This is a genomic window from Aeromonas sp. MR7 (assembly GCF_963899385.1).
Lineage (GTDB): Bacteria > Pseudomonadota > Gammaproteobacteria > Enterobacterales > Aeromonadaceae > Aeromonas > Aeromonas bestiarum.
The window spans coordinates 465,557-491,881 of sequence record NZ_CAWQXH010000011.1 but is presented as its reverse complement, the minus strand read 5'-3'; the positions used below and the strand labels follow the sequence as shown (position 1 = coordinate 491,881).

Sequence of the window (26,325 nt, the reverse complement as noted above, 5' to 3'; positions counted from 1 at the left end):
CTATGACTGGCGGACAAATAGCAAACGTAGATCTTATCAAGCAGGTCAACAGTGCGGCCGTATATCGGCTCATCGACCTGCAAGGCCCCATCTCGCGGGTCAAAATTGCCGAGTTGAGTCAGCTGGCCCCGGCCAGCGTGACCAAAATAACCCGGCAACTGATCGAACATGGCCTGATCAAGGAGACCTCACCGCAAGCCTCTACCGGCGGGCGGCGCGCCATCTCCCTGACCACCATCAAGCATCGCTTTCAGTTTGTGTCCGCCAAGCTCGGCCGCGGCTATCTGCAGCTGAGCCTGTACGATCTCGACGGCAAGGAGCTCGATCAGCACATCACCCAGGTGACCGAGATCGACCAGCAGCCCGTGGTCGACATGCTGCTGCGCGAAATTGGTGCCTTCATCGACGCCCAGCAGGAGCGCAGCCGCAACCTGATCAGCATAGCGCTGACCATGCCGGGTCTGGTCAATCCGGAATCGGGCATGGTCATCTATACCCCCAAGTACCAGATCCGCAATCTGGCGCTGGCCAAGCTGCTGGAGAACCACTTCAACCTGCCCTGCTACGTGGGCAACGACACCCGCTCCCTGGCGCTGGCCGAGCACTTCTTCGGTGAATCCCGCGACTGCATGGACTCCATCCTGGTGAGCGTGCACCAGGGGGCCGGCTCCGGCATCATCACCAAGGGCAAGGTATTCCTAGGTCAGAACCGCAACGTCGGCGAGATCGGCCACATCCAGGTCGAACCGCTCGGCAAGCGCTGCCACTGCGGCAACTTCGGCTGTCTGGAGACCATCGCCTCCAACGAGGCCATCGTCGACAAGGTGAAGGAACTCATCAGCCGCGGCCACCTCAGCTCGCTGCAGGAGAAGCACATCACCATCCAGGAGGTGTGTAAGGCCGCCATGGCCGGCGATGAACTGGCCCGCAGCGTGATCGAGAACGTGGGTGAGCATCTGGGACGGGCGGTGGCCATCACGGTCAACCTGTTCAACCCGCAGAAGGTGCTGATCGCCGGTGAAATCACCGCCGCCGAAGAGATCCTCTTCCCGGCCATCCGCCGCTGTGTCGAGCACCAGTCTCTGCCGAGCTTCCACCGTGGTCTGCCCATAGTGAAGGCGCGCTTCCAGAACCAGCCCACCATAGGCGGCTTCGCCCTGGTGAAGCGGGCCCTGCTGGAGGGTGATCTGTTGCAGATCATCATGGAGCAGAAGTAAGGCGCTGGCCTTGCGAGATAAAAAAACGGCAGCCACTGGCTGCCGTTTTTTTATTGTGTGCTGTTCGCCGGGTTAGCCCGCCCGGCACGGTTTGAACAGATCCAACGCGCCATCATAGACGCGGGTCTGCTATCCATGATCCCCAGCATGGTGCAGGGCAACAGCTTGTCGCGTGCACTCAACCTTGCTTGCTCATTCACCCCGCCCGGCACGGTTTGAACAGATCCAAGGCCCCGTCATAAACGCGGGTCTGCACATCCATGATCCCCAGCATTGAGTGGAACAGGTTGTCGTGGGAGAAGCGCTGGCTGGCCGCCTCCTGCTGCAGGCAATCCATGTTCAGCCGCCGATCCGCCTGCAACTGGGGGGAGAGCCAGGTCAGCAGCGGCACCCGGGTCTGATCGTCCGGCGCGAACTTGTAGGGGGTGCCGTGCAGGTAGAGCCCCATGGCACCGAGGGACTCGCCGTGATCGGAGAGATAGACCAGCCCCACGTTGTAGTCGTTCTGCAGCGTCTTGAGCTTGTCGATCAGCTGTGCCACCACCTTGTCGGTGTAACGTATGGTGTTGTCATAGCTGTTGACCAGCTCTTCATTGGTGCAGTTTTCGATGTCGCTGCGCGGGCAGTCCGGCACGAAGAATCGCTCGGAGGCGGGGTAGCGCCGATAGTAGGTCGGGCCGTGGCTGCCCATCAGGTGAAAAGCCACCAGCTTGTTGCCCTTCATCTGCGCTATCTGCTGATCCAGCCCCTCCAGCATCACCTCGTCGTAGCAGGAGCCTCTCTGGCAATACTGCGGGAACGCCTTGGCCTCAATGTCTATGGTGGGCACGTTCTTGCACACCCCCTTGCAGCCGCCGTCGTTCTCCTTCCACAGCACGGAGATGCCGGCGTGTTGCAGCACATCCAGCATGCCATCCCGCGACTGGGCCAGGGTGTCGTCATATTCCCGGCGCGTGAGATTGGAGAACATGCAGGGCACGGAGACAGCCGTGGCGGTGCCGCAGGAGCGCACGTTGCGAAACGAGACCATGCCCGCCTCCTGCGCGGTGAAGCTGTTGGTCTGCTTCCCGTAGCCGTTGAGGGAGTAGTTCTGGCTGCGGGCCGTCTCCCCCACCACCAGGAACATCAGGGTCGGCTTGCCGCCCTGCCCCACCACTTTGGCATCCGTTCCCAGCGGCTGGTACGGGATGGGGGTGGCAAACAGGATGTCGGTGGCATAGCGATAGAGACCGTGCACATAGTTGGCGGGCACTATCTCCTTGCCGAGGGACTTGTTGTTGCGCCCGACCGAGGCGTAATCCTGGTAATAGAGGGCGGCCACCCCCACCAGAAACAGCAGCGACAGGGTGATGGAGCCAAGGCGCAACCCCAGTCCCTTATACCAGGGGCTGGGATAGGTTATTTTCACCCACAGCAAGGCCAGCGCCGGCAGCAGGCCGGTCAGCAGGAACCAGAGCGCGACCGAGCCATTGAGGTAAGCCGTCGCCTCCCCGCTGTTGGTCTCGACTATGTTCTGCACCATGCTCACGTCAAAGATGACGCCGTACTTGAGCATGGCGTAGCTGACCACAGAGCCCATCAGGATCAGCAGCACGAAGAAGGGCTTGAGCAGATAGCGGAAGGTAAAGGGCAGAAACACCGCATTGAGCGCGGCCAGCAGCACCAGGGGGATAGAGAGGGCAAAGCCCGCCTTGACGTGCTCCAGCTGGGTGAGAATGTGGTAAAAGTGCAGGAAGATGGGCCAGTTGAACACCAGTGCAAACAGCAGCACCAGCAACAGATTCACCTTCATCACTCCCAGGGTGATGCGCATAACGATACTCCGACAAACCAGGCAGGACTGGGGCCCCTGCATGGGGGCACCCGTTGTGAGTGCTCGCTTGCCGCGCACCTCTTCCTGAGGGCAAGCGCGGCAAGGGGCTGGGGCGCCCGGACACGGCAGGCAGCTTAAGTCGTCAAACTTAAGGGAAAATTAAGGCGGGCAATGCCATGGTCGGCACGATCTTCAGGTGCCAGCTCATCATAAGAAAAACGGCAGCCGAAGCTGCCGTTTTAGCGGGGGCGAACAGAGCGTCGCCACCTGAGTGTTCACGGACCGGATTACAGGGTCGCGGCAACTTCGTCGGAGATGGAGCCGTTGTGGTACACCTCCTGCACGTCGTCCAGATCTTCCAGCATGTCGATGAGGCGCATCAGCTTAGGGGCGGTTTCCGCATCCAGCTCGGCTTCGGTGGAAGGGATCATGGTCACTTCGGCGCTCTCGGCCTTGAAGCCGGCGGCTTCCAGCGCATCCAGCACGGTCCCGAAGTCGTTCGGGGTGGTGTACACCTCGATGGAACCATCTTGCTCGGTCACCACGTCATCGGCGCCCGCTTCCAGGGCCGCATCCATCAGGGCATCTTCATCGACACCGACGAAGGTCAGCAGCCCTTTCTTGCTGAACAGGTAGGCGACCGAGCCGTCGGTGCCCAGGTTGCCGCCGCACTTGCTGAAGGCGTGACGCACTTCCGCCACGGTACGGTTGCGGTTGTCGGTCAGGCACTCCACCATGACGGCGGAGCCAGCCGGGCCGTAGCCTTCGTAGACTATGGTCTCGAGCTGCTCGCCGTCACCACCACCGGCCCCACGTGCGATGGCGCGGTTGATGGTGTCGCGGGTCATGTTGCCGGTCAGGGCAGCCGCCACCGCCGCACGCAGGCGTGGGTTGTTGGCGGGATCCGGATCGCCGATACGAGCCGAGGTGGTGATTTCACGGATCAGCTTGGTGAAGATCTTGCCGCGCTTGGCATCCTGAGCTGCCTTGCGGTGTTTGATGTTGGCCCACTTACTGTGACCTGCCATAGAGACTCTCCGTTATATTTTTTAGATTTCAATAACACAAAGTGACCGGGTAGGCCGCGCCGGGCGCGGCCGGGACTGTGCCGGATGCCGGCTTATTCATCACCCTTGACGGTCGTCGCAATCGCCAGTTCGCTCATCTGCGCCTGGTTGGCAAAGCTGGGGGCGTCTGTCATCAGACAGGCGGCCGCCGTGGTTTTCGGGAAGGCAATCACGTCCCGGATGTTATCGGTACCGGTCAGCAGCATGCTGAGGCGATCCAGGCCGAAGGCCAGACCGGCGTGCGGCGGGGTACCGTATTTCAGCGCGTCCAGCAGGAAGCCGAACTTCAGACGCTGCTCGGCCGGGGTGATGCCGAGGATGTCGAAGACGGTGGCCTGCATCTCGCTGTTGTGGATACGCACAGAACCGCCACCCACTTCGTAGCCGTTGATGACCATGTCGTAGGCGTTGGCATAGGCGCTGAGCGGGTTGGCTTTCAGCTCGCTCGGGCCCAGGTTGCTCGGCGCAGTGAAGGGGTGGTGCATGGCCGCCAGGCCGCCTTCGCTGTCTTCCTCGAACATGGGGAAGTCGATGACCCACAGCGGCTTCCAGCTGTTTTCCATCAGACCCAGATCGCGGCCCACTTTCAGACGCAGAGCGCCCATGGCATCGCAGACCACTTTCTTGCTGTCGGCGCCGAAGAAGATGATGTCGCCGTCGGCTGCGCCGGTACGGGCCAGGATCTCGCGCACTATCTCGTCAGACAGGAACTTGGCAACCGGAGACTGTACGCCTTCAATACCGTTGGCCGCTTCGTTGACCTTCATCCAGGCCAGACCCTTGGCACCGTAGATGCCGACAAACTTGGTGTACTCGTCGATCTGCTTGCGGGACAGCTCGGCGCCGCCCGGCACTTTCAGGGCCGCCACACGGCCTTTCGGGTCGTTGGCGGGGCCGGCGAACACGGCGAACTCGACTGAGGTCAACAGGTCAGCCACATCGACCAGCTCCATCGGCAGACGCAGGTCCGGCTTGTCGGAGCCGAAACGGCGCATGGCCTCGTCGAAGGTCATGATCGGGAAGTCGCCCAGATCCACATTCAGGATGTGCATCCACAGTTTGCGGATCATCTCTTCCATGATTTCACGCACTTGCGGCGCCGTCATGAAGGAGGTCTCCACGTCGATCTGGGTGAATTCCGGCTGGCGGTCGGCACGCAGGTCTTCGTCACGGAAGCACTTGACGATCTGGTAGTAACGGTCGAAGCCGGACATCATCAGCAACTGCTTGAACAGCTGGGGAGATTGCGGCAGGGCGTAGAACTTGCCCTTGTGCACCCGGCTAGGTACCAGATAGTCACGGGCACCTTCCGGAGTGGCCTTGGTCAGCATGGGGGTTTCGATGTCGAGGAAGCCGTGCTCGTCCATGAAGCGACGCACGAAGGCGCTGGCCTTGGCACGGGTCTTCAGGTACTTGGCCATCTCGGGGCGACGCAGATCCAGATAACGGAACTTGAGGCGCTGCTCTTCGCTGTTGACCTGGTTGAAGTCCAGCGGCAGCGGCTCGGCGCGGTTGATGATGGTGAGCTCGTGGGCGAACACTTCGATGGCGCCTGTGGCCATGTCGCTGTTGCGCTGGGAGTCAGGACGGGTACGTACCACACCGGAAACCTGAATGCAGAACTCGCCGCGCAGTTCGGAGGCCAGGGCGAAGGCGTCCGGCTGGTCCGGATCGAAGAACACCTGCACGATCCCTTCCCGGTCACGCATGTCGATAAAGATCAGACCGCCGAGGTCGCGACGACGATGGACCCAACCGCACAATGTAATGGTCTGCCCAGCATGGGCCTCATTGACCTGTCCGCAATAGATAGAGCGCATGGACTTCTTCCTTCGAAATTGTAGAGAGACGGTGAACCTGGGTCGCCGGGCACGACTGGCAAGCACCGTCTGTCTCACAGCTGGCCAGAGTCTTGTTCTTACCCGGTTTGAAATCTGTCTCATACCGTCCGATCCCCTGGATCGGACACCTGCCACCGATATCGGCTCGACCAGAGGCGGCTGGCAAGCGGCCGGGCAGTCGGTCAGAGGGCATCGGAAAGCGTCGTTGTTTGGCCAATTCATGGCCGCTACCGTCGCCACAATATGCGCACAGCGGCGTGAGTCACAACAAATTGGCAAACAAAAGGGCTGGTATTATAGAGGAAAACCCCCATTTGGGTAAAATGGCCAGCAGCCCCCTTTGCCCTGTTTTTTACATCTCAAGGCAAAAAATGGGCGCAAAACGAGATAAACCCGCAGACAGGATCCGCCATGAGCCTCTTTTTGGGCCTGCCACAATGGTCACACCCGGCCTGGCCCGGTCAATTATTGGGCGTGGGGGCCAAACCCGCCGAGCACCTCGCCCACTACGCCCGAGTGTTCAACACGGTAGAAGGCAACACCACCTTCTACGCCTCGCCGACCCCGGAAACGGTGTTACGCTGGGCCGATGCGGTGCCCGCCCACTTTCGCTTCAGCTTCAAGTTTCCGCAGACCATCAGCCATCAGAGCGATCTGGTGAGCGCCGACAAGCAGGTGACCGACTTCATCCAGCTGCTCACCCCGCTGCACGACAAGCTGGGGCTGCTCAAGCTGCAACTGCCCGCCCGCTTCGGCCCGAGCGGCCTTCCCCGTCTCGCTGAATTCTTCAACCGGCTGCCGACACAGTTTCGCTATGCCCTCGAGGTGCGCCACCCCGATTTCTTCGCCAAGGGCGAGGCGGAGCGCAGCCTGAACCGTATGCTGATGGGAAAAGGCATCAACCGCATCATGCTCGACAGCCGGCCGCTGTTCTCTGTGCCGGCCAGTATCGCGGCAAAGAGTGCAGCCATGATAGATGCCCAGGGCAAGAAGCCCAGACTGCCGGTACATCTGCTGGCCACCGCCAACGCCCCCGTGGTGCGGCTCATCGGTCTGCCGGATCCGGCCGCCAATCACCCCTTCCTGCCCAGCTGGTTGCCCCACTGGCGTCAGTGGCTGGCGGAAGGCAAGGATCTCTACCTCTTTATACATACCGCTGACAATGCCCAGTCACCCGAGCTGGCCCGCCAGATAACCCGCCTGTTGGGGCAGGAGATGGCCCCCTGGCCGGGGGAAAACGATCGCGCGCGCCAGGGCGTGCTGCGCTTTTAGTCAGCCATTTCATGGGCCATCGGGCATGCGTAAAAAAAGCCGCTTTTTTGTGGCTGGACGGGGCTCGGCGTCAAGACAAACGCCCATCAATCCTCTACACTAGCGCCCCAAGCAAGGGGCCTTCGTTGACCACTGCAATTCATTGCAACAAACAACATGGCTCCGAATAAGGGGCCTGTCGTTGACCACTGCAATTCGTTGCAACAGACAACGCGGCTCCGGATCAAGGGCCCGGATGATGGCCCATTGCGAACAGGGTCGGCCCGAAGGATCTCACGGCCAGCCACCCCGTTCGTAAACCGGTGATAAAACAACCCAGAAGGGTGTCACCCAACGACTCAATTGAAAAAACAGTCGGTTCATATACCGGCTGTCAGGTTGCGCCAGCATGCATACCAAAGACCAGATTTTTGCCGCCCCCATCGCCCGATTGGGGGACTTTTGCTTTGACGAACAGGTCGTCGACGTCTTCCCCGACATGATCCAGCGCTCGGTGCCGGGTTACAGCAACATCATCTCCGCCATCGGCATGATGGCCGCCCGCTACGCCCAGCCCGAGAGCCGGCTCTATGACCTCGGCTGTTCGCTGGGCGCCGCCACCCAGGCCATGCGTCGCCACGTGACCCAGCCGGGTTGCGCCATCACGGCGGTGGATCTCTCCCATCCCATGATCGAGCGCGCCCGCGCCCACCTCTCCGGCTTCAAATCCGAGGTGCCGGTAGCGCTGGTGGAAGCGGATATCTGCGACGTCGAAATCGAGAACGCCTCCGTGGTGGTGCTCAACTTCACCTTGCAGTTCGTGGACCCCGAAAAGCGGATGACCCTGATCCAGCGCATCTTTGATGGGCTGCGTCCGGGCGGCATCCTGATCCTGAGCGAGAAGTTCCGCTTCGAGGATGAGCCGGTCAACGAGCTGCTCATCGATCTGCACCTGGATTTCAAGCGGGCCAATGGCTACAGCGAGCTGGAGATAAGTCAGAAGCGCAACGCCCTCGAAAACGTGATGCGCACCGACAGCCTGGAGATACACAGAGCCCGCCTGCGGGACGCCGGTTTTGTTCACCAGGATCTCTGGTTCCAGTGCTTCAACTTCGGTTCCATGATTGCCATCAAATCCAGCGACACCAACTAAGCCATGATCGACTTTGCCAATTTTTATCAACTGATCGCCAAAAACCGGCTGAGCCACTGGCTGCATACCCTGCCCGCCCAGTTGCACGTCTGGCAGCATGACAACCAGCACGGGGATCTGCCGCGCTGGAATCGTGCCCTCAACAAACTGCCCACGGTCGCGCCCGGCTCCATAGAGCTGCAACATGGGGTCGAGATCGGCCATGCCGAGAGCCTGGGCGAGGGGGAGCGCAAGAAGGTCGAGAGCCTGCTGCGCCACTTCATGCCCTGGCGCAAGGGCCCGTTCACCGTGCACGGCATCCACATCGACACCGAATGGCGCTCCGACTGGAAGTGGGATCGGGTATTGCCCCATATCAGTCCGCTGGCCGGTCGCTATGTGCTGGATGTGGGCTGCGGCAGCGGCTATCACCTCTGGCGCATGGTGGGGGAAGGCGCCAAACTCGCGGTCGGCATAGACCCAAGCCCGCTGTTTCTCTGCCAGTTCGAGGCCATCCGCCACTTTCTCGGCGGCGACCAGCGCGCCCACCTGTTGCCGCTCGGCATTCAGGAGCTGCCGGCGCTGCGCGCCTTTGACACCGTCTTCTCCATGGGGGTGCTCTATCACCGCAAGTCCCCCATCGAGCACATAGAGCAGCTGCGCAACCAGCTCAAAGATGACGGCGAGCTGGTGCTGGAAACCCTGGTGATCGATGGCGGGGTCAACGACGTGCTGGTGCCCACCGACCGTTACGGCAAGATGCGCAACGTCTGGTTCATCCCCTCGAGCGCGGCCCTCAAGCTCTGGGTCGAGCGCTGCGGCTTCACCGACGTGCGGATAGTAGACGAGAATATGACCAGCACCGACGAACAGCGTCGTACCGACTGGATGATAAATGAATCCCTGAGCGATTACCTGGACCCTCAAGATCCAGCGCTCACGGTGGAAGGACACCCGGCGCCGAAACGTGCCGTACTGATTGCCAGAAAGGCCAAAGACTAGCCGATGGCGCCTGTGGAAGTTACACTGACCCAATTCCAGGAAGCACAGTTAAATGAATGACATGAAAAGCAAATTAAAAGGAATGACCCTGCTCTCCCTGCTCAGTCTCGGCGGGTGTGTCAGTATGGAGAAAGCGCCCCCGGTACCTACCTTGACGCTGGCCGAGCTTCGCACCGAGATCAATCTGAGCGAGCAACGTCTGCAAACATCCATGGAACAGCAACAGAAGCAGTACGTGCAGCAACAGCACCTGCTGGTTCAGCTCAACACTGATGTCAACAACATGAAAGAGTCCGTGAAAAAAGTCGACAGCAAGCTCGAATCCTTGCCGCCAGAGCCGCCCAAGCCCATGGCGATCCCGACCGAGAAGTGCCAGGCACCAAGCCAGGGCCACACGGTCGATGGCAAACTGCTGGTCGGTGAAGCCGAGTGGATCTGGGTAGACGCCGCCAATGACGCCTTCCAGGCGCGGGTCGATACCGGTGCCACCACCTCCTCCATCAGCGCCCAGGACATCACCATCTTCGAGCGCAACGGCAAAAACTGGGTGCGCTTCTTCCTGAGCCACCAGGAGATGGATGACAAGATCCAGATCGAAGCGCCGCTGGTGCGTCACGTGCGGGTGCGTCAGGCGTCCGCCGACGATCTCGATCGTCGTCCCGTGGTGCGTCTGGCTGTGCGGATCGGCGACATGACAGAAAAAGCTGAATTTACCCTGAAAGACCGCAGCGACATGACCTTCCCCGTGCTGCTGGGTCGCGAATTTTTGAAAGACATCGCCGTGGTTGATGTGGCCCGCGAATATATCCAACCAAAACCCAAGCTCAAGGATGTGAAATAATCCATGGTTTCCCGTAAGCCGTTCTATTTGCTGGTCGCCCTGCTGTACATTGTCGGCCTGGGGATGACGTTTTATCACCACATAGCGTTGGACGTGCCGCTGACGCCGGGTGAAAAACGCCAGATCTGGTCCATCGAGGCCAAGCTGGAATTTGAAGCCACCGGCGAGCCTGTGATCGCCTCCCTGGCCATTCCGGGCACCCAGCCCGGTTTCACCCTGATGAACGAGAACGCCGCGAGCCCGGGCTATGGCCTGTCGTTTGTCGAGAAGGATGGCGATGCCCGTGCCGAGTGGTCCATTCGCACCGCTTCCGGCCGTCAGGAGCTCTACTACCGCGTCGACATGATGGCTGACGAGCACGCCAAACCGGCGGCGCTGGCCCAGCCCCCCGTCATCGAGAAGCAGATCGAGAGCGAGCCTTACGCCACCGCGATGAAGCAGATCTCCGAGCGGGCGCAGGAGCGCTCCGCCGACGGCTACACCCTGACCCGCGAGATCATCAAGGAGATCGAGAAGCAGGAGCAGAACGCCGAGCTGCTGAAGTCTCACAAGAGTCGCGCCAACCTGATCGCCGAGCTGCTGAGCAACGCTGACGTCCCGGCCCGGGTCGTCCATGCCCTGAGCCTGGAAGACGGCCGCCGTCGCCAGGAGCTGGTGGATTACCTGCAGGTGTTCAACAGCCCGACCGACTACAAGCTGTTCAACCCGCAAACCGGTGAACAGGGTCGCCCTGCCAACCTGCTGCTGTGGGAATACAACTCGGGCGCCCTGCTGGACGTGACCGGCGGCCACAACTCCAAGGTGACCTTCTCGATGATCGAGCAGGAGCAACCGGTGAACGTGGCGCTGGCGCAGAAGTTCGAAAAATCAGAGATGATGAACTTCTCCATCCACAGTCTGCCGCTGGAAGAGCAGGCGCTGTTCAAGGGCTTGCTGCTGATCCCCATCGGCGTGCTGATGGTGGTGTTCCTGCGGGTCATCGTCGGTATCAAGACCTCGGGCACCTTCATGCCTGTGCTGATCGCGGTCGCCTTCATCCAGACCTCCCTCATCACGGGTCTGATCGGCTTCCTGCTGATCGTCGGCACGGGTCTCATCATCCGTTCCTACCTGTCGCGGCTCAACTTGCTGCTGGTGGCCCGAATATCGGCGATCATCATCATGGTGATCTCGATGATCGGCATCTTCTCCGCGTTCGCCTTCAAGCTGGGGCTGACCGACGGCATGAAGATCACCTTCTTCCCGATGATCATCCTCTCCTGGACCATAGAGCGGATGTCCATTCTGTGGGAAGAAGAGGGTCCGAAAGAGGTCGTCCGTCAGGGCGGTGGTTCCCTGCTGGTGGCGGTCATCGCCTACCTGGCCATGGACAACGAGCTGATCCGTCACCTGACCTTCAACTTCCTCGGCCTGCAGCTGGTGCTGATGGCGACCGTGCTGCTGCTGGGTAACTACACCGGCTACAAGCTGAGCGAGCTCAAGCGTTTCAAACCGCTGGTGAACGAGATCAAGTCTGGCGCCACCCCGGGTAAGGACAAGTAACAGATGTGGTTCTGGGAAAAATACACCAGTCCGTGGAGCCTGTCCCAGGCAGGCATCCTCGGCATGAACAAACGCAACCACTCCTACATCAGCCGCTACAACCCGCGCAGCCTCTACCCGCTGGTGGATGACAAGCTGCAGACCAAGCGCATCGCGCTGGATGCGGGGGTGACTGTGCCGGAACTGATCGGCACCATCCGCGAACAGCATGACGTGACCCGCATCACCCAGCTGGTCAAGGATTGGCCGGGTTTCTGCATCAAGCCGGCGCGCGGTTCGGGCGGCAAGGGGATCCTGGTGATCCTGCGTCAGGAAGAGGGTCTCTTCTACAAGCCAAACGGCAGCGCCAGCAATGGTCAGGATCTGGAGCGCCATGTCTCCAACATACTGGCCGGGCTCTACTCGCTGGGCGGCAAGCCCGACGTGGCGCTGGTGGAAGGCCTCATCAACTTCGATGACGTCTTCGATGGCTACTCGTTCGAAGGGGTGCCCGATGCCCGGGTGATCATCTTCAAGGGCTTCCCTGTGATGGCCATGATGCGCCTCTCCACCGCAGCCTCCGACGGCAAGGCGAACCTGCACCAGGGCGCCGTGGGCGTGGGCCTATGCCTGCGCACCGGTCGGGCACTGCGGGCGGTGCAGTTTGGCAATCCGTTGCGTCATCACCCGGATACCGGCCTCGATCTCTATGAGCTCAAGGTGCCCCACTGGGACACCCTGCTGACCCTGGCGGCCTCCTGCTACGAGATGTCGGGCCTGGGCTACATAGGCACCGACATGGTGCTGGACAAGTTCCGTGGCCCCATGCTGCTGGAGCTCAACGCCCGGCCGGGCCTCGCCATCCAGATCGCCAACGGTCGCGGCCTGGTGCCCAATCTCAAGACCATAGAGAAGCTGGGCCAGGTCAAGATGAACGTGGAGCAGCGAGTCAACTTCGCCAAGGATCACTTCGGTATCTTCGACGAGTAGCCTGACGGCCTGACTAGCAAAAGCGCGCCTCTGGGCGCGCTTTTTTATGGCTGGCATTTGGCCGGGTGACGAGATCCGGCGCAAAAAAAAGACATAAAAAAACCGATGCCTGGGCATCGGTTTTTCAGTATCCGGTACGCAGACCCGATTACAGGGAAGCGGCGTTCTCGGACAGATACTTGGCAACGCCATCCGGGGAGGCGGTCATGCCTTTTTTGCCTTTCTCCCACTGAGCCGGGCACACTTCGCCGTGCTCTTCGTGGAATTGCAGGGCGTCGACCATGCGCAGCATCTCGTCGATGTTGCGACCCAGCGGCAGATCGTTCACGACCTGGTGACGAACCACGCCGTGGCTGTCGATCAGGAAGGAGCCACGGAACGCTACACCGGCTTCCGGGTGCTCGACGTCATAGGCTTTGCAGATCTCGTGCTTGATGTCGGCAACCAGCGGGTACTTGACCGGGCCGATGCCGCCGTCTTCGATCTTGGTGTTGCGCCAGGCGTTGTGGGAGAACTCGGAGTCGATGGAGACACCGATCACTTCCACGCCACGCTTGTTGAACTCTTCCAGGCGGTGATCGAAGGCAATCAGCTCGGACGGGCAGACGAAGGTGAAATCGAGCGGATAGAAGAACAGGACGGCTGCCTTGCCTTTGATGTGGGATGCCAGGTTGAAGGTGTCAACGATCTGGCCATTGCCCAGAACGGCAGCAGCGGTGAAATCGGGTGCGGGACGGCCTACCAATACCATATTCAATTCCTCTTTATGTGAAGTGAACAATCCTGTCAGGATTGGGCTACCTAGAGCCAAGTCCGTCTAATTCAAGCGACAAACCATAGACCCGGTGGTAGATTAGTTAAATCAAATTAAATAGATAGCATTAATCGGGTTTTCCTATGCAACGTTGGCCCAGCCTGAAACAGCTGCAATATCTGGTCGCTCTCGACGAGCACAAGAACTTCAACCGCGCCGCCAAGGCCTGTCATGTCAGCCAGTCCACCCTGAGTACCGGGATCCAGACGCTGGAAGACATGATGAACCTGCAACTGGTGGAGCGGGACCACAAGAGCTTCATTATGACCCCGGTCGGCATGGAAATCGTCGAGCGGGCTCGCAATTTGCTCTCGGATGCACGGGATCTGATGGAACTCGGCCAGCATCAGGGCGGCGTCATGCATGGCACTGTGCGGCTCGGTTGCATCCCCACCATAGCCCCCTTCCTGCTCAGCAAGCTGCTGCAGGTATGTGGCAAGGCCTATCCTGAGCTGGAATTGTTGCTGCGTGAAGACACCACCACCAACCTGCTCAAGCAGCTGGAGCAGGGTCAGCTCGACTTGCTGATCCTGGCGCTGCCGGTGGAGATCGGCGGCTTCCACTGCAAGATGGTCGGCCAGGACCCCTTCCACATGGTGATGCCCGCCAGCATGGCGGCCGGTCTGCACACCCCGTTCGACTACAAGGAGCTGCCCAATCAGAGCATCTTCCTGCTGGAGCGGGAGCACTGCCTCACCGAGCATGCGGTCAGCGCCTGCCGGTTGCGGGACAAGAGCAAGATCAACCCGTTCGCCGCCACCAGCCTGCACACCCTGGTGCAGATGGTCGGCGCCGGGCTTGGCACCACCTTCCTGCCGCAGATGGCCATCGATGCCGGTATCCTCGACAACACGGATCTGGTGGCCATTCCCCTGCCAGGGGAAAAACCGTACCGCGAGATAGGCCTAGTGTGGCGTCCCAGCACCACCCGGGTACAGACCTTCTACAAGCTGGCCGAGCTGCTCACCCCGCTGATCGAACCCAAGGCCTGAACTTAGACTGACCTCCACGAAAACGCCGGCAACTTGCCGGCGTTTTCATTGGTCCAGACTCTGACACTAGATCAGCTGCCGAACCGTCAGTTGCCGGTCGGTGGCCCGAAGATCTGGGTGTAGGAGGTCAGGGTTCGCAGGCTAACGTCACCAGGCTGGCCATTCTCGTCATAGAGCGCCAGCGCCCCGCTCTGCTTGTCGTGACCCAGCAGCTGATGTGCACTCAGGTTGCTGAGGGCATCGCTGTCCGCTTTCCACTCCCAGCGTTGTCCCAGGCTCAGGCTGCAGCTCTGCAACTGGCCCAGGTTGTTGCCATCCAGGCAGTGACGGGTATCCAGTGCACTGACATAGCGGCCGTACTGGTCATAGATGAAAGACTGGGCGGCCGAGGTCTCGTCACAGGTCACGGCGCTCACACCTTGCTGGGCATCGGCGCTCAGGCAACGGTTGTCAAAGCCGCCCAGCTGCAGGTTGACCGGGCGACCGCCGGTAAACACGGGATGGTTCCAGTCCACCTTGAAGCTGGTGGAGGCGGTCACCCGTCTGCGCTTGTCGACATCCTCGAAGCCCTGGAAGGAGACATGGGCGCCCACCACGTAATAGTGCTTGTAGATGCCGGTGTAGATGGGGCGGATGTTGACCGAGGAGCCAATCTTGAACTCTGTGCTGCCCTGCTCGTTGGGCGCCGCCTTGTAGATGACGTCCAGATTCGGCACGAAGCCCTTGTAGCTCAGCGGCTGGATGCGATTGTGATCCACATCGTACCCCATGCCCCAGACGGTGGCCGTCTTGGAAGAGAGCAGAGACTCTGCCGTCGCGTATTGATCCCGCACCCAGCTGAAACTCACCTTCTGGGCGCTGGGCGCCGAGCGCTCGACCCGATAGTCCTGGGTGTTGTAGGCGAGCTGGCGCTGCTGGCTGAACTTGGCCGAGGCCTCCAGCTTGGCCTTGGGCCCGTCCTTGTTCACTTCGACCCCGCCGGTCACCCCCACCTCGAAGCCGGAGATCTCGCGATGCTCATACTTGCTGTTGAGGTTGGTTGGCAGGCTCTTGAGCACGGCCGCTTTGGCGTTGGAGGCTTCGATGGTGAAGCGGTAGTCCTGGGCGATGGCATCGGTGGCATAGTCCCGCGCCCAGCCGTCGAGCAGGGTGTAACCGGCAAAGTTCTCGCTCCAGGTGAGATCTTCGTTGAGCTGGATGCCGGCACCGGCCGACTCCTCATCCAGCGAGATCCGCACTATCTTGGCATCCGGTGTGGCGGAGCCCGTGTTGCCAAATTGCAGGGAGCGCTCCAGGTTCACCCGATAGACCAGTGAGATGTTCGGCAAGTCACAGAACAGCCGATCCCCCCGATCCCAGGTGCGCGAGCGCGGGAAGGTACACTCGGCATCGCTGATCTTGCGATTGACGTTGAGGTAGAAGGCCACGTGCGGCAAGCCCGCTTCGGCGGTGGCCGGCTGGGTCAGGGAGCGTTTGTGGCGTTTGCCCTGCCCCGCAAGACTCTCGACCCGCTCCATCACCCGATAGAAGGCCGGATCATCGACGCCCCCCAGCGGGGTAAACAGCAGCGCGCCCTTGTAGGCGGAGACCAGCACCCAGTCGGCATCGAACGAGATGCCGGCCAGCTGCTCCATGGCCTTTCTGGCCTGTTGCCGCTCGCCCTTGTCAGTGATGGCGCTGAAGTCGATGAAGACGCGCTCCCCCTGCCCCAGCACGCGCTCGCGCAGTTGATCAGGGGTCAGCCCCCTGGCGGCCTGCTGTTCATCCAGCCAGACGCCGGCGTTGAGGTAGACAAGTCCCTGCTCCGATTGCAGGCTGGCCAGCATGGCGGTGCCCTGATCGGTACGCTCGCCTATGTCTTCGGCATGCACGCTGCCTGCCAGCAAGGCCAGCGCGAGCAGACTGAGAGTGGGAGCTTGAGTGATGAATTTGCGTGGTTTTTTGTTTTTCATTGTTAGCTCCTTGTCGAATCACACCAGACTATTTCCACCATGAGGTGGAACAGCATAACCCTATTATTGATGGTTATATTTCGGTGTTATTCTGCTTGCTTGCCGCGCAATGCCAGCCATTTTTCTCGCTGTGAATTAACAGCATATTCATGGCGGGTATTTCATATGACAAAACAAGGACTGCGGTGCAGTCTAAGGTGGAAGATTCGGTGCTCGCCGATGCTATTACACTGTTGTCGCGCTCTGATAGCGCTGCCCATTTTAGATGCGGGTGACACCTGTCTTTAGCCTCGCGTCCCTGTTCATCGGCCTGAACGATGAAGCGGGAGCCTGATGCCTTGGGCATTCTGCCGCGAGGAAACACTCACTGCTATGGGCTCGATATCATGGGGTGGCCCTCCTCTGTCTGGTGATATTGTCAGCCAACGCCAGTCATTGACCGAATATTATTATGTGAACCAGTTGCGGGAATATACCCATATATATCTAATTTGCTGCCACCATATTGATGACGGGGTGGCCTGTCTAGCGGCCTGCTGTAATAGGGTTTCATCATAACGAATTAGCCTGAAATAAGAACGTGACACAGATCACGCGACGGCGTCAATAACGTTAATGATAAAATCATTCAAACTTGAATAGAATAATTACGTTAATATTGAAATGCTCATTCAAGATAGCCGCCAAATATTATTCAAATGAATACAACCGATAATATGACGTCACTCGGCCCATGCCCTTTCCGGGCGCTCAGGCGCGGTTTATTGCCAACAAGGCTATGTTCGAGCCCCAAACCCCGTTTATGATGAGCGGGTCGTCGAGTCGAAGGAGCCCCCATGCATTGCAAGTTACTGCTGCCCCTGCTGGCCCTGTTGCTGGCCGCCTGTTCCAGCACGCCCGAACCGCCGCCGCCCCGTCAGAGCAGTGCCTTCGACGGCTTCTACCAGCAGTGGCGTGGCGTACCCTATCGCATGGGTGGTGCCAGCCGGGCCGGGCTCGACTGCTCCGCTTTCACCCAGCTTGCCTACCAGCAGGTGCTCGGCTTCAACCTGCCCAGAACCACTGAATCCCAGGCCAGCCTGGGCACGCCGGTCGAGCGCTACCGCTTGCAGCACGGCGATCTGGTCTTCTTCAAGACCGGCTGGCAGCAATACCATGTCGGTGTCTACACGGGGGCCGGGGAGTTCATCCACGCCTCCACCAGCAAGGGAGTGATCCGCTCGCGCCTCGACAATGTCTACTGGAACAGCCGCTACTGGCAGGCGCGTCGTCTGACGCAGTGAGCCCCGCTCACCATGAGAAATGAGAAAGGCCCGTGACGGGCCTTTCTCATTAGCTGTTTGCCGACTCAGTGCTTGCGATGCCAGCGCGGCGAGGTGGCCTTCTCGCCCCAGGGGGTGACACATGGCAACAAGGCCCCCTCGATCACCGCATCGCTGCTGGCCAGCGCCTCGGCAATCTTCTGATGCAGCACCCGCAGCAAGCGTCCCTCCTGCTCGGCCAGGGAGTGACCCGCGGCAAAGAACTCGCGCTGGTGTTGCAGCGCCAGCTTCTGGGCAAATTCATAGGTGTTGAAGCAATCCGGCATCCGCTCGACCACATCATCAAGCCGGGCCAACAAGCTGTTCAGTTCCCTGGTCATGTCGCTCACTCCTTGTAGGTTGATGGCCAAAAACTACCCCTAATTGGATAAGTCACCAACCACCAAATCTCGAAACTGTGGTGGGTCGCACAGTTCACAGGTGAGTCATCCGCGACCCTATGCTAAGCCAGATGGCAAAACTTTACAGCCGATTAACAAGCCGCTAGATTTAGACCGACCAATCAGTCGGTCAATTAACGCGCGAGGTATGCCATGGAAGCGGTTCAGTTGCAGGAGACCACCACAGACAAGCTGTCGCTACCGGGCAAACTGGCCCGGCTCAGGCAGGCCTGTCAGGCCAATCCCATGCCGGGTCTGAGCGAGCGCAGAGCCCACCTGAGCCAGCTCAAGCGCGCCCTGCTGGCCCACAAGCAGCCGTTGTGTGACGCCCTGGCCCGGGATTATGGCCAGCGCAGCGACTACGACAGCCTGATCGCCGACATACTCCCCAGCGTCATGCAGATCAACTACACCCAGCGCCGGATCAAGCGCTGGATGCGCCCGCACCGCCGCCACACCGGGCTGCTGCTGGCCCCGGCCAGGGTCGAGGTGTTCTATCAACCGCTCGGGGTGGTCGGCATCATAGTGCCGTGGAACTTCCCCGTGATGCTGAGCCTGGGGCCCCTCATCAGCGCCATCGCCGCCGGCAACCGGGCCATGCTAAAACTCTCCGAATTCACCCCTCACACCAACGCCGTGCTGCGCACCTTGCTGGATCAGGTGTTCGATGAGGATGAGGTCACAGTGGTCGAGGGGGATGCCCAGGTGGCCGCCGCGTTCAGCGCCCTGCCGTTCGATCATCTGCTGTTCACCGGCTCGACCGCGGTGGGCAAGCTGGTGATGGCCGCTGCCGCCCCCCAGCTCACCCCGCTCACCCTGGAGCTCGGTGGCAAGAGTCCCTGCCTCATAGCCCCCGACATGCCCATAGCGCTCGCGGTGGAGCGGATGATCTTCGGCAAGAGCCTCAACGCCGGCCAGATCTGCGTGGCCCCCGACTATGTGCTGCTGCCACGGGGCCAGGAGCAGGCCTTCATCGAGGCCTACCGCAACCACTTCGCCCGCCTCTATCCCCAGGGGCTGGGGAGCCCGGATTACGGCTCCATCATCAACGGGCGCCAGTATGAGCGGCTCACCGGCTGGCTGGCCGAGGCCGAGCAGGCCGGTGCCCAGGTGCACCCCTGCGGCAGCCCGGCCCGGGACGACGTCGCCCACCGGCTGGTGCCCCACCTGCTGACCGACGTGCCCAACCACTGCCAGCTGATGCAGCAGGAGATCTTCGGCCCCCTGTTGCCGCTGGTGCCCTACGACAGCCTGGACGAGGCGCTCGCCTACATAGCCGCCCGCCCGCGCCCCCTCGCCTTCTATCTGATGAGCCTGGATCCGGCTCTGCAAGCCAGGGTGACCCGGGAGACCCACTCAGGCGGCATGGCCATCAACGAGAGCCTGTTCCAGGTGGCGGCCGATGACGTGCCGTTTGGCGGCATCGGCGCCTCCGGCATGGGCCACTACCACGGTCACGAAGGCTTTCTCACCTTCTCCAAGGCGAAAACCGTGTTGAGCCGTGGCAGGTTCAGCACAGGCTCCCTGGTTCACCCCCCTTATCGGCGCTGGCACCAGCGGCTGATGATGGCGCTGTTTTTGCGCTGACGGGCGCCGGAGACCTGCATGCACAAACCCATGACAGACAAGCGCCGCCAGATCCTGGATGCCGCCCTCGCCCTGTGCGCCGAGGATGGGCTGCAAGGCGCCGCCACCGCCCGCATCGCCAAGGCGGCCGGGGTGGCCAACGGCACCCTGTTTCACCACTTCCCCAGCAAGGAGGTGCTGATCCAGTGCCTCTATCAGGATGTCAAACTGCGGCTCGGCGCCGCCATCACGGAGGCGGATGCCGCCCTGCCCCTGCGCGAGCAGGCCAGCCATTACTGGCAGCAGGCGATGCAGTGGATGCTGGCCCATCCCAACGAACTCAAGTTCGTGCTGGGCTTCTTTCACTCTCCCCTGCTGGCGCGCCCCCTGCGCAGCCAGATCCTGAGCGATACTCTGCGCTTTCTGCCGCGTCTGCTGAGCCTGGGCCAGGCCAGCGGTGCCCTGATGCAAGCCCCGCCGGCCCTGATGCTGGAGGTGTGCCAGAGCCAGTTTCTGGCCTGCGCCTCCCTGTTTGTCGACCAACCTGAACTGGGACGGGACGCTCACTGGCAAGCCAGTGCCTTCGCCCTGTTCTGGTCCGCCATCTCGGGAGTGAACCCTCATGCAAAACCGGACGCTTGAATCCCTGGCGGCCCTTGGCCGCCGTCTCTGGATAGCCACCCTGCTCTGGGTCATAGGGCGCACCCTGTGCCGCGCCGCCCGGGTCGATGAGGCGGTGCGACAAGAACTCGCCCCCCTGCCCGACGGCCTCACCATACGGCTGGAGGTGGCGGGCCTCAGCCAGGCGCTGATCATCCACAAGGCGGCAGGTCGCTGGCAGTGCGGCGCACCGACCCATGCCAGCGGCGATCTGCACCCGCTGCGAGTGCGTTTCAAGCATCCGGGCATCGCCTTTCGCGCCCTCAGCTTTCGGCTCGGGGTCAATCAGGCATTCAGCGAAAACCGCTTGCTGGTGGAGGGGGATCTCACCGTCGCCATGCACCTAGTGCGGGCGCTGGAACAGCTGCAGGCCCTGATCCTGCCCACCTTCATCGCGCGGCCACTGCTGCGCCACTATCCTGACCCGCGCCGCAAGCTGGCGCGTGCCTGCCACATCTACCTGGGTCTGTTGACCGGCTGAACGAGAGGATGAGCACCATGAGTCGCTATTACGATTTTTTCTGCCCGGTCAAGCTGATGGCGGGCGAACAGGCACTGGAGCAGCTCGCGGGCGAGCTGGCCGGATTGGGCGCACGCCGCCCGCTGCTGCTCACCGACAAGGGGGTCAGCGGCACCGGACTCGCCACCCTGCTGGCCAATGTACTGGCCGAGGGGGAGCTGCCGGTCGCCGACATCTGGGACGAGATCCCGGCCGACTCCTCCACCGCCGTGGTGGAGCGGATCGCGGCCCGCTATCGGGAGCTCAAATGCGATAGCCTGGTGGCGCTTGGCGGCGGCTCCGTCATCGACACCGCCAAGGCGGTCAACATCCTCGCCTCCATGGGAGGGACGCAGCTGCTGGATTACGCCGGCGCAGGCTGCCTGACCAGACCCCTGCAACCGCTGGCGGTGGTGCCCACCACGGCGGGCACGGGCTCCGAGGTGACGCTGGTGGCGGTGATCAAGGATGAGGCGAGCGGGCGCAAGGTACCCTTCACCTCCCCCTTCCTGCTGCCGCAGCTGGCGGTGCTGGATCCGCGCCTCACCCAGGGCTTGCCCCTCAACATCACGGCCGCCACCGCCATGGATGCCATGACCCACGCCATCGAGGCCTTCATCGGCAACGCCAAGAACCCGGTCAGCGACGCCCTGGCGCTGATGGCGGTGGAGAAGATCGCCAGTGCCCTGCCCCAGGTGCTGAACAACCCGCAAGACAAGCGGCTGCGGCTGCAACTGGCGGAAGGCTCCACCCTGGCGGGCATGGCGTTTTCCAACTCCATGGTGGGGCTGGTGCACGCCCTCGGCCACAGCCTGGGGGCCCGCTGTCACCTGCCCCACGGTCTGTGCATGAACCTCTTCCTGCCGACCGTGCTCGACTACAACCGGCCGGGCATAGATGAGGAGCTGGCTCGCCTGCTGCTGCCCCTGGTCGGCGCCGAGCGCTTCGCGGCGACCCCGGTCGCCGAGCGGGCACAGGCCAGCATCCAGGCCCTGTGCGCCTTGCGCGATACCCTGTGGCAGGCGGTGAAGCTGCCGCGCACCCTGCGCGAAGCCGGCGTCACCGACAAGGCCCTGCTGCCCGAGATCCGGGATCTCGCCATCAACGACGGCGCCCTGCTCTACAACCGCAAGGATGCCGACCGGACCCAGCTGCTCGGCCTGCTGGAGCTGGCCTGGGAATAGCCAGCTTGGCCAGGCCCCGCATGGCGGGGCCGCTTGCTACCAGCTGATGGTGGCACCGGCGCCATAGTTGTCCCTTCCCTCCGGCGTCTTCTCGCGCCAGATGGACTCCTTGTTGCGGCGAATGGCCTCTTCCCGCTCTTGGTTGCGCTCCCAGACGGGTTTCATCTCATCCAGTGGCCGCTCATGTTTCTCCCCCTTGTGATCGATGACGGCGCAGTGCTTTTCGCCGCACTGGTAGGCATAGGGTTCGACGGTGCAGCCCGCCATGGCCAGGCCAATGAGAGAAATTCTCAGGGAGTAAGGCAAGATCATGTGACGCTCCTGTTTGCATCGGTGACGAGAGGGCGCCGAGTGTCAAACAGGAGACAAAGGGATTCAACCTTGTGAAAGCTGTTGATTGTTACAAAGGGTACATCAAGCTGTTTGTCAGCAACTTACTGATAACTATCATGTTACTGACCGGTTCACTCAGGTAGGCTCTGCCGGATCCGGCGTAAAGACCCCGGTGGAGAGGTAGCGATCCCCCCGATCGCAGATGATGACCACCACCACCCCCTGCTTGATCTCTGCCGCCACCCGCAGGGCACCGGCCACGGCGCCACCGGAGCTGACCCCGCAGCAGATCCCCTCCTCCCGCGCCAGCCGGCGCATCATGAGCAGCGCCTCCTGCTGGGTCACGTCCAGCACCCGATCGACCCTTTGTGGCTCGAAAATGGCGGGCTGATAGGCATCGGGCCAGCGGCGAATGCCCGGGATCTGGCTCCCCTCTGCCGGTTGCAGACCTATCACCTGCACCGCCGGGTTCTGCTCCTTGAGGTAGCGGGAGACCCCCATTATGGTGCCAGTGGTGCCCATGGCCGAGACGAAGTGAGTGACCGCCCCCTCGCTCTGGCGCCAGATCTCGGGGCCGGTCGATTGATAGTGGGCATCCGGGTTGGCCGGGTTGTTGAACTGATCGAGCACCAGTCCCTCCCCGCGTGCCTCCATGGCCAGCGCCAGATCCCGCGCCTCTTCCATGCCGTTTTCCACCAGCACCAGCTCGGCGCCATAGGCCTGCATGGCATCGCGCCGCTCCTGGCTCATGGTGCGCGGCATGATGAGCCGCATCCGGTAGCCCCGCGCCGCCGCCACCATGGCCAGCGCTATGCCGGTGTTGCCGGAGGTGGCCTCGATGAGCCGGGCTCCCGGCAGCAAGCGACCGCTCGCTTCGGCGCTCTTGATGAGGTTCAGCGCCGGCCTGTCCTTGACCGAACCGGCGGGATTGTTGCCCTCCAGCTTCACCAGCAGGGTGACCTCTGGCCAGGGATTGATGCGGCGCAGCGCCAGCAGGGGGGTATTGCCAATCAGATCTTCCAGCGTGGCGAAGGCCATAATGGGATCCATCCTCTGTTAACTGTTCTATACCTTGGCTAGCGGGTATGCACCCGGTCGGGCTCGCAGTGTAAGCGAGCCCCTGCAGTTGGCAAAGGGCTGCCAACGTGGTCAGATAACCCCATTCCCCGTACCGAGGAGCAAGCATGAGCGAGATCATTCATCAGGCCAACCAGCAACAATTCATCTGTGTGGTGGACGGCAAGGAGTCCAGACTGCGTTACCGGCGGCTCGATGCCAAGACCATAGACGCCTACAGCACCTTCGTCCCGCCGGAGCTCAGGGTACAGGGCATCGCCGATCAGCTGGCGCGCACCTTCTACAGCTGGACCCAGGCGGAGGGGCTCACCATAGTGCCCAGCTGCAGCTACATAGACGTCTGGCTGCGCCGCAATGCAGGTTGACACACAGACGCGTCAGAGTACGCAAGAGGCGCGCCTGCAAGCGCAGACCGAAATCCTGCTGCGGGCCGATGGCCAGCGCATGGCCTGCCTGCAGGCGGCGCGCGAGCTGGCACTGCCCGACTGGGCGCTGGGGGCCGGCTTTATCCGCAATCTCATCTGGGATCATCTGCACTGTAAATCAGTCCCTACCCCGCTCAACGATATCGATCTCATCTATCTGGATCTCGCTGATCCGCAAGGGCTGAGCGAAGCGGATTACGAGGCCTGGCTGGCCGCCAGGGTGCCAGGCCAGCACTGGGAAGTGCGCAATCAGGCCCGCATGCATGTGCGCCAGCGGGTTCCCCCCTTTGTCAGCAGTCTGGAGGCCCTCAGCCACTGGGTGGAGGTGCCCACCTGCATCGGGGTCAGGTTGCGGCCAGACGGCGAGTTCGAGTGGCTGGCCCCCTATGGCTTTGCCCCCAACTGGTCCCTGCAGGTGGATCCCAACCCGCGCTGCCGGCAGGAGAGCCGGGTTTTTACCGATCGGGTCAAGGCCAAGGGGTGGCAACTGCTGTGGCCTGACTTGGTGGTGAACTGGCCATAACCTGATTGCAATGTTTCGGCAACCTTGGGCACACTAGGGAAAAGCTGTTTGTAACTCAATGGGTTAAATAATGCGCGACTTCTTCTCACTCGAACGCTGGCTACCGGGCCTCGCCGCCCTGCTGCAATACCAGCGGGCCTGGCTGATGCCGGATGTGCGCGCTGGACTGTCGGTGGCGGCCGTGGCGCTGCCCGTGGCCATCGCCTATGCCGAACTCGCCGGCGTGGGACCCCTGGTCGGCCTCTACTCCTGCATACTGCCCATGCTGGTCTACGCCCTGTTTGGCACCTCCCGCCAGCTGATCGTCGGCCCGGACGCCGCCACCTGCGCCGTGATCGCCGCCGTGGTCACCCCGCTCGCCGCCGGTGATGCCACCCGCCACTGGCAGCTGGTGATGACAATGACCGCCATGACCGGCTTCTGGTGCCTCATCGCCAGCCGCTTCAAGCTGGGGGTGCTGGCGGACTTTCTCTCCCGCCCCATACTGATGGGGCTGCTCAACGGCGTGGCCATCACCATCATGGTGGGCCAGCTCTCCAAGATCTTCGGCTTCACCTTCAGCGAGCGCTACCTCATAGAGCGGATCGCGGGCGGTGCCAACTACATTACCCAGACCCATCTGCCGACCCTGGCCATGAGCCTGACCGCCTTGCTCACCCTGCTGCTGGCCAAGCGCTATAAGCCGGCCTGGCCCTCCTCCATGGTGGCCATGGTGGTGACGGCGGCCCTGGTGTGGGGACTGGATCTCGGCCAGTTCGGCATCGCCACCCTGGGGGCCATCGGCTCGGGTATGCCCGTCTTCCAGTTGCCGGAATTTCCCCCCGGTCTGATGCGCGAGCTGGTGCTGCCGGCGCTCAACCTCGCCATGGTGAGCTTCGTCTCCATGATGCTCACCGCCCGCAGCTTCGCCGCCAAGAACGGCTACGAGATAGATGCGGACAAGGAGTTTCGGGCGCTCGGCATGGCCAACCTGGCGGCCGCCGCCTCCCAGGGCTTTGCCATCAGCGGGGCGGATTCGCGCACCGCGGTCAACGATGCCAACGGCGGCAAGAGCCAGCTGGTCTCCATCATAGCGGCCGCCGCCATCGCCCTGGTCACCTTCTACCTGACGGCGCCGCTGCAATACATACCCACGGCCGCCCTCGGCGTGGTACTGGTGATGGCGTCATTGTCGCTGACCGATTTTCGCGGCCTGTGGGCGCTGCGCCACTCGGATCGGGCCGCCTTCTGGCTGGCGCTCATCACCTTCATCAGCGTGCTGGCCATGGGGGTCATTCCAGGGATCACCCTCGCCGTGCTGCTGGGGCTGTTCCAGTTCCTGCGCAACGTGATGCGCCCCACCGACCAGTTGCTCGGCATGGATGACGAGGGGGTGGTGCGTACCCTGGGGGACAACGAGCAGGCCAAGGCCATTCCGGGCATCCTGGTCTATCGCTTCAACTCGCCGCTCACCTACTTCAACGCCCCCTACTTCAAGCGGCGGGTGCTGGCGCTGCTGGTGCAGGATCCCCACAACCCCAAATGCCTGGTGGTGGATGCGGTGGCCTGTTTCACCCATCAGGACATCAGCGTGATGAGCATGGTGGGGGAGCTGCACAAGGATCTGAAACGGCGCGGCATCCACATGGTGATGGCCGGTCGCCACGGCCAGATGAGCCAGTGGCTCAAGCAGGCGGGGATCCGGGTGGGCGACGAGGGAGTCATCCTCTGCCCCGACATGTATCAGGCGCTGCGCATGACCCGCTGCTACCGGGAGCCAGTGTTCAAGGATGAGGCCGTGGTGGAGAGCACCACGGACGCCATCCTCTCCCACTGGCCCCAGGATGATGCGCTGCCGGACTCGGCGCGCCTCACGCTCCCCTCTGAGCAGGAGGCGGGCGCCACCCCGGCCTGATCGGGCGCCGGACTCTCCCCTGGGAGGGT

Annotated in this window: 24 protein-coding genes; 16 read left to right on the top strand and 8 right to left on the bottom strand. The window is 61.9% G+C overall.

The features are described from left to right. Positions 1-2: 2 nt before the first annotated feature. A complete protein-coding gene (gene nagC / locus AACW87_RS07235) occupies positions 3-1,217 on the top strand; it encodes a DNA-binding transcriptional regulator NagC (protein ID WP_042872493.1) in 1,215 nt (404 codons plus the stop codon). Positions 1,218-1,413: 196 nt separating this feature from the next. Here nagC and AACW87_RS07230 read toward each other — a convergent pair whose 3' ends face one another. From AACW87_RS07230 to aspS, 3 genes are all read right to left on the bottom strand, one after another. After that, entirely contained in the window at positions 1,414-3,030 is a 1,617-nt protein-coding gene (locus AACW87_RS07230; RefSeq protein WP_241324595.1) for a phosphoethanolamine transferase, read from the bottom strand. Positions 3,031-3,317: 287 nt separating this feature from the next. Continuing rightward, complete coding sequence (locus AACW87_RS07225; RefSeq protein WP_241324594.1) at positions 3,318-4,058, bottom strand: YebC/PmpR family DNA-binding transcriptional regulator; 741 nt, start codon at positions 4,056-4,058, stop codon at positions 3,318-3,320. 92 nt (positions 4,059-4,150) lie between these two features. Next, positions 4,151-5,917, bottom strand: coding sequence for an aspartate--tRNA ligase (gene aspS / locus AACW87_RS07220; protein WP_241324593.1), 1,767 nt, complete (start codon positions 5,915-5,917; stop codon positions 4,151-4,153). Between the two features lie 432 nt (positions 5,918-6,349). On the opposite strand from aspS, the gene AACW87_RS07215 reads away from it, so the two are divergent. From AACW87_RS07215 to AACW87_RS07190, 6 genes are all read left to right on the top strand, one after another. After that, positions 6,350-7,210 carry a DUF72 domain-containing protein gene (locus AACW87_RS07215; protein WP_241324592.1) on the top strand — a complete coding sequence of 287 codons (861 nt, stop codon included), beginning with the start codon at positions 6,350-6,352 and terminating at the stop codon, positions 7,208-7,210. A 388-nt stretch (positions 7,211-7,598) separates the two neighbouring features. Then, on the top strand, positions 7,599-8,342 hold the full coding sequence (gene cmoA, locus AACW87_RS07210) for a carboxy-S-adenosyl-L-methionine synthase CmoA (RefSeq protein WP_241324591.1): 744 nt from the start codon (positions 7,599-7,601) through the stop codon (positions 8,340-8,342). A gap of 3 nt (positions 8,343-8,345) precedes the next feature. Continuing rightward, the gene (cmoB, locus tag AACW87_RS07205) at positions 8,346-9,323 is read left to right on the top strand and encodes a tRNA 5-methoxyuridine(34)/uridine 5-oxyacetic acid(34) synthase CmoB (protein ID WP_241324590.1); all 978 of its coding nucleotides are present in this window, start codon (positions 8,346-8,348) and stop codon (positions 9,321-9,323) included. A 52-nt stretch (positions 9,324-9,375) separates the two neighbouring features. Next, positions 9,376-10,164, top strand: coding sequence for an ATP-dependent zinc protease family protein (locus tag AACW87_RS07200; protein ID WP_043141644.1), 789 nt, complete (start codon positions 9,376-9,378; stop codon positions 10,162-10,164). 3 nt (positions 10,165-10,167) lie between these two features. Beyond that, positions 10,168-11,706, top strand: coding sequence for an inactive transglutaminase family protein (locus AACW87_RS07195; protein WP_043141646.1), 1,539 nt, complete (start codon positions 10,168-10,170; stop codon positions 11,704-11,706). A gap of 3 nt (positions 11,707-11,709) precedes the next feature. Then, complete coding sequence (locus tag AACW87_RS07190; protein ID WP_043141648.1) at positions 11,710-12,675, top strand: alpha-L-glutamate ligase-like protein; 966 nt, start codon at positions 11,710-11,712, stop codon at positions 12,673-12,675. Positions 12,676-12,823: 148 nt separating this feature from the next. On the opposite strand, the gene AACW87_RS07185 is transcribed toward AACW87_RS07190, so the two are convergent. Next, entirely contained in the window at positions 12,824-13,426 is a 603-nt protein-coding gene (locus AACW87_RS07185) for a peroxiredoxin C (RefSeq protein ID WP_042872512.1), read from the bottom strand. Positions 13,427-13,572: 146 nt separating this feature from the next. Between AACW87_RS07185 and AACW87_RS07180 the strand changes: the two genes are divergently transcribed. Continuing rightward, positions 13,573-14,481 carry a hydrogen peroxide-inducible genes activator gene (locus AACW87_RS07180; protein WP_043141650.1) on the top strand — a complete coding sequence of 303 codons (909 nt, stop codon included), beginning with the start codon at positions 13,573-13,575 and terminating at the stop codon, positions 14,479-14,481. An 86-nt stretch (positions 14,482-14,567) separates the two neighbouring features. Here the strand turns inward: AACW87_RS07180 and ahh1 are convergent, their stop codons facing one another. Continuing rightward, positions 14,568-16,433, bottom strand: coding sequence for a hemolysin Ahh1 (ahh1, locus tag AACW87_RS07175; protein ID WP_241324589.1), 1,866 nt, complete (start codon positions 16,431-16,433; stop codon positions 14,568-14,570). Between the two features lie 836 nt (positions 16,434-17,269). Here ahh1 and AACW87_RS07170 point away from each other — a divergent pair. Next, positions 17,270-17,716 carry a C40 family peptidase gene (locus AACW87_RS07170; RefSeq protein ID WP_241324588.1) on the top strand — a complete coding sequence of 149 codons (447 nt, stop codon included), beginning with the start codon at positions 17,270-17,272 and terminating at the stop codon, positions 17,714-17,716. A 65-nt stretch (positions 17,717-17,781) separates the two neighbouring features. Here the strand turns inward: AACW87_RS07170 and AACW87_RS07165 are convergent, their stop codons facing one another. After that, positions 17,782-18,075, bottom strand: a complete 294-nt coding sequence (locus AACW87_RS07165) for a hypothetical protein (RefSeq protein ID WP_098984514.1) — start codon at positions 18,073-18,075, stop codon at positions 17,782-17,784. Between the two features lie 213 nt (positions 18,076-18,288). Between AACW87_RS07165 and AACW87_RS07160 the strand changes: the two genes are divergently transcribed. From AACW87_RS07160 to AACW87_RS07145, 4 genes are read left to right on the top strand one after another with little or no spacing between them, the layout of a single operon-like run. After that, positions 18,289-19,722 (top strand): coniferyl aldehyde dehydrogenase, encoded by a 1,434-nt coding sequence (locus tag AACW87_RS07160; RefSeq protein WP_043141034.1) that lies wholly within the window; start codon positions 18,289-18,291, stop codon positions 19,720-19,722. A gap of 18 nt (positions 19,723-19,740) precedes the next feature. Further along, the gene (locus tag AACW87_RS07155) at positions 19,741-20,343 is read left to right on the top strand and encodes a TetR/AcrR family transcriptional regulator (protein ID WP_043141031.1); all 603 of its coding nucleotides are present in this window, start codon (positions 19,741-19,743) and stop codon (positions 20,341-20,343) included. Next, the gene (locus AACW87_RS07150; protein WP_241324587.1) at positions 20,324-20,842 is read left to right on the top strand and encodes an SCP2 sterol-binding domain-containing protein; all 519 of its coding nucleotides are present in this window, start codon (positions 20,324-20,326) and stop codon (positions 20,840-20,842) included. The genes AACW87_RS07155 and AACW87_RS07150 overlap by 20 nt, the downstream gene beginning before the upstream one ends. Positions 20,843-20,859: 17 nt before the next feature. Continuing rightward, positions 20,860-22,044, top strand: coding sequence for an iron-containing alcohol dehydrogenase (locus AACW87_RS07145; RefSeq protein ID WP_241324586.1), 1,185 nt, complete (start codon positions 20,860-20,862; stop codon positions 22,042-22,044). Between the two features lie 36 nt (positions 22,045-22,080). On the opposite strand, the gene AACW87_RS07140 is transcribed toward AACW87_RS07145, so the two are convergent. Continuing rightward, entirely contained in the window at positions 22,081-22,356 is a 276-nt protein-coding gene (locus tag AACW87_RS07140) for a hypothetical protein (RefSeq protein ID WP_241324585.1), read from the bottom strand. 156 nt (positions 22,357-22,512) lie between these two features. Continuing rightward, a complete protein-coding gene (gene cysM, locus AACW87_RS07135; RefSeq protein WP_241324584.1) occupies positions 22,513-23,427 on the bottom strand; it encodes a cysteine synthase CysM in 915 nt (304 codons plus the stop codon). 134 nt (positions 23,428-23,561) lie between these two features. On the opposite strand from cysM, the gene AACW87_RS07130 reads away from it, so the two are divergent. From AACW87_RS07130 to AACW87_RS07120, 3 genes are all read left to right on the top strand, one after another. After that, on the top strand, positions 23,562-23,819 hold the full coding sequence (locus AACW87_RS07130; protein ID WP_011705401.1) for a GNAT family N-acetyltransferase: 258 nt from the start codon (positions 23,562-23,564) through the stop codon (positions 23,817-23,819). Then, the gene (locus AACW87_RS07125) at positions 23,809-24,402 is read left to right on the top strand and encodes a nucleotidyltransferase family protein (RefSeq protein WP_241324583.1); all 594 of its coding nucleotides are present in this window, start codon (positions 23,809-23,811) and stop codon (positions 24,400-24,402) included. Before AACW87_RS07130 ends, AACW87_RS07125 begins: the two co-directional genes overlap by 11 nt. A gap of 70 nt (positions 24,403-24,472) precedes the next feature. Continuing rightward, positions 24,473-26,296 carry a SulP family inorganic anion transporter gene (locus AACW87_RS07120; RefSeq protein WP_241324582.1) on the top strand — a complete coding sequence of 608 codons (1,824 nt, stop codon included), beginning with the start codon at positions 24,473-24,475 and terminating at the stop codon, positions 26,294-26,296. The last annotated feature ends 29 nt before the right edge of the window (positions 26,297-26,325 follow it).

What these genes read in the sequence shown, in the direction of transcription:
- AACW87_RS07120 (WP_241324582.1), top strand. Translation starts at nt 24,473, where the DNA reads ATGCGCGACTTCTTCTCACTCGAACGCTGGCTACCGGGCCTCGCCGCC.
- AACW87_RS07185 (WP_042872512.1), bottom strand. Translation starts at nt 13,426, where the DNA reads ATGGTATTGGTAGGCCGTCCCGCACCCGATTTCACCGCTGCTGCCGTT.
- AACW87_RS07200 (WP_043141644.1), top strand. Translation starts at nt 9,376, where the DNA reads ATGAATGACATGAAAAGCAAATTAAAAGGAATGACCCTGCTCTCCCTG.
- AACW87_RS07160 (WP_043141034.1), top strand. Translation starts at nt 18,289, where the DNA reads ATGGAAGCGGTTCAGTTGCAGGAGACCACCACAGACAAGCTGTCGCTA.
- cmoA (WP_241324591.1), top strand. Translation starts at nt 7,599, where the DNA reads ATGCATACCAAAGACCAGATTTTTGCCGCCCCCATCGCCCGATTGGGG.
- AACW87_RS07150 (WP_241324587.1), top strand. Translation starts at nt 20,324, where the DNA reads ATGCAAAACCGGACGCTTGAATCCCTGGCGGCCCTTGGCCGCCGTCTC.
- AACW87_RS07180 (WP_043141650.1), top strand. Translation starts at nt 13,573, where the DNA reads ATGCAACGTTGGCCCAGCCTGAAACAGCTGCAATATCTGGTCGCTCTC.
- AACW87_RS07215 (WP_241324592.1), top strand. Translation starts at nt 6,350, where the DNA reads ATGAGCCTCTTTTTGGGCCTGCCACAATGGTCACACCCGGCCTGGCCC.
- ahh1 (WP_241324589.1), bottom strand. Translation starts at nt 16,433, where the DNA reads ATGAAAAACAAAAAACCACGCAAATTCATCACTCAAGCTCCCACTCTC.
- AACW87_RS07225 (WP_241324594.1), bottom strand. Translation starts at nt 4,058, where the DNA reads ATGGCAGGTCACAGTAAGTGGGCCAACATCAAACACCGCAAGGCAGCT.
- AACW87_RS07195 (WP_043141646.1), top strand. Translation starts at nt 10,168, where the DNA reads ATGGTTTCCCGTAAGCCGTTCTATTTGCTGGTCGCCCTGCTGTACATT.
- AACW87_RS07140 (WP_241324585.1), bottom strand. Translation starts at nt 22,356, where the DNA reads ATGATCTTGCCTTACTCCCTGAGAATTTCTCTCATTGGCCTGGCCATG.
- aspS (WP_241324593.1), bottom strand. Translation starts at nt 5,917, where the DNA reads ATGCGCTCTATCTATTGCGGACAGGTCAATGAGGCCCATGCTGGGCAG.
- AACW87_RS07165 (WP_098984514.1), bottom strand. Translation starts at nt 18,075, where the DNA reads ATGACCAGGGAACTGAACAGCTTGTTGGCCCGGCTTGATGATGTGGTC.
- nagC (WP_042872493.1), top strand. Translation starts at nt 3, where the DNA reads ATGACTGGCGGACAAATAGCAAACGTAGATCTTATCAAGCAGGTCAAC.
- cmoB (WP_241324590.1), top strand. Translation starts at nt 8,346, where the DNA reads ATGATCGACTTTGCCAATTTTTATCAACTGATCGCCAAAAACCGGCTG.
- cysM (WP_241324584.1), bottom strand. Translation starts at nt 23,427, where the DNA reads ATGGATCCCATTATGGCCTTCGCCACGCTGGAAGATCTGATTGGCAAT.
- AACW87_RS07190 (WP_043141648.1), top strand. Translation starts at nt 11,710, where the DNA reads ATGTGGTTCTGGGAAAAATACACCAGTCCGTGGAGCCTGTCCCAGGCA.
- AACW87_RS07125 (WP_241324583.1), top strand. Translation starts at nt 23,809, where the DNA reads ATGCAGGTTGACACACAGACGCGTCAGAGTACGCAAGAGGCGCGCCTG.
- AACW87_RS07155 (WP_043141031.1), top strand. Translation starts at nt 19,741, where the DNA reads ATGCACAAACCCATGACAGACAAGCGCCGCCAGATCCTGGATGCCGCC.
- AACW87_RS07170 (WP_241324588.1), top strand. Translation starts at nt 17,270, where the DNA reads ATGCATTGCAAGTTACTGCTGCCCCTGCTGGCCCTGTTGCTGGCCGCC.
- AACW87_RS07145 (WP_241324586.1), top strand. Translation starts at nt 20,860, where the DNA reads ATGAGTCGCTATTACGATTTTTTCTGCCCGGTCAAGCTGATGGCGGGC.
- AACW87_RS07230 (WP_241324595.1), bottom strand. Translation starts at nt 3,030, where the DNA reads ATGCGCATCACCCTGGGAGTGATGAAGGTGAATCTGTTGCTGGTGCTG.
- AACW87_RS07130 (WP_011705401.1), top strand. Translation starts at nt 23,562, where the DNA reads ATGAGCGAGATCATTCATCAGGCCAACCAGCAACAATTCATCTGTGTG.